The organism is Serratia sp. 506_PEND (genome assembly GCF_001076875.1).
Classification (GTDB): Bacteria; Pseudomonadota; Gammaproteobacteria; order Enterobacterales; family Enterobacteriaceae; genus Serratia; species Serratia marcescens.
The window spans coordinates 1-1,903 of record NZ_JVEL01000626.1; the positions used below are offsets into that span (position 1 = coordinate 1).

General features: G+C 64.3%; 1 protein-coding gene and 1 pseudogene. Both read right to left on the reverse strand.

Features of this window, described 5'->3' with window-relative positions; all coding sequences use genetic code 11:
* Window positions 1-231 precede the first annotated feature (231 nt).
* A pseudogene (locus ADK28_RS28555) lies at window positions 232-834 on the reverse strand (tyrosine-type DNA invertase); the annotation flags it as partial.
* 439 nt (window positions 835-1,273) lie between these two features.
* On the reverse strand, window positions 1,274-1,903 hold a 630-nt coding region (locus ADK28_RS28560), incomplete at its 5' end, for an Rpn family recombination-promoting nuclease/putative transposase (protein WP_048797361.1).

Consider the following 1,903-nt stretch of genomic DNA (forward strand, 5'->3'; position numbering starts at 1 on the left):
GCGCAGGCGGCAGGCTTCGGTGACGCGAAAGCCGTGCACGAAGCTCATGTATATCAGGCAGTAGTCCCGTTCCGGGTTGCCCTTCTGTCGTTTTGCCGATTCGAGCAGACGCCCCACTTCCGTCTGTGTCAGGTATTTTCGCTGACTCACGGTCGTTACCTCCCAAGGTATGATTAGCATGATGATGATTGCAGGGGGGATTATGGGCTGTGGATGCGCGCGCGACAACCGCTATCCGTGCCACGCGGCCCGGGCCGGCGACACCGCGCACCCGCAGCTCACCGGCCGGTGCCACAGGCCGCGAAAGCGCGCGGCATTGCTGGCGGTGTACCACACGGTGTGGCGGATGTTACGGTGCCCCAGGTAGTCCTGTATCAGCCGGGTGTCGATACCCCGGTCCGCCAGGGCAAACCCGCAGGCGTGCCGCAGCATGTGCGGGTGCGCTCCCACCGGCAGGTTCACCTGGCGCCCGAGACGCCCGATGAGGTGGTGCAGCAGCTGGCGCGACAGCGGTCGGCCGGTCCGCGACAGAAACAGCCGGTCGCTCTGCCCGGCGCCCGGATAGCGGTCGCGGGCAGTCAGCCAGGCCCGGAGGGCGTCAGCGGCTTCGTCGGGCAGCGGATGGCGGGTGGAGAACCCCTTTTTAAGGCGGCGGATGGCGATGCTGCCGCCGGCCAGGTCGACGTCGGACAGGCGCAGGTCACACAGCTCGCTGGCCCGCAGGCCGTGCAGGAAGCACAGCAGCAGCAGGCCGTGGTCGCGGGGGCCCTGGGTGGTGAGGCGGGCGCCGGCCAGCAGGGCCGCCACCTCCGGGGCGGTCAGGTGATTGCGGCGCGCGCGCGGCCGGACCGGGGGAAGGCGAACCGGCGTCGAGGTGCGGCTCCGGGGGGCGGTATCGTCGGCCCGGGGGGCGGGCGCGGCGGTGTCGGCGCCCGCGTCGTCGGCAGCGTCGGCCGTGCTCAGGGCCTGTTCGAGCACCGCGCCGAGGGCGGTGAGGGTGCTTTGCAGCGCGCACAGTGTACCCTGCAGCTCGCGCAGCATCTCCTGGAGTTGAATGGACATTGCTGTGTCACCATATTTTTGATTATATTATAATTATGTTAACAACATGCAAACAAACCGGCGCAAAAGCAAGCGCCGTCGCGCGGCAATGTCACAGACGTGACGGCACCCACGCTTTGGGGACAGGGAGTTCAATGCAGGGTCAACAACCGGGCGTATGGGGTTGCGCGGGGGCGGGATTTTCGGGCAGGGTGACCCCCTGCCCGGGGGCTCAGTGGCGGATCTGCGCCAGGTCGTCAGCGGTCAGCCCGGTCATGTTCATGACCGCATCGCGATCGAGGCCGTTGGCCAGCATGGTACGGGCAACTTCGAGTTTGCCTTCATGGCGCCCTTTCTCAATACCGCGTTGTTCACCCAACTGGATACCTTTCTGGATACCCTGTTCGATACCCTTCTCGATACCTTTTTGTTCTAGCTGTTGTGCGATGGTCATCAGTTCCTCCTCGTGTTGCGGAACCCGCAGGGCCAGTTCGCGAACAAATGCCTGCGCATTCGCCGATTCACCGGCCTGGATAATATAGTGTATCAGCGAAATCACCTGCGGCGAAGAGAGATAGCCGGTCAGCAGAATGGCGGACAGCCTGTCGGTCAGTTCGGCCAGGTCGCGCCGGCGAATATGTTTCTGCAGCAGGGTCAGTGCGGCCATGCTGCGGTGACCCATAATCTCTTCGTCGGGAATGACCGTCACATCAACCAGCGGAAAATCGCCGGTGTACAGTTTTTCCGCCAGTGTGGGGTCATCAAACTCCTGCAGCCAGTTGGTGGAGTAAGGGTACGGGCTGCGTTTGCCGGTATAGAACAGGACAGGGATGACCAGCGGCAGGGTTTTGTGCCCGGCGTC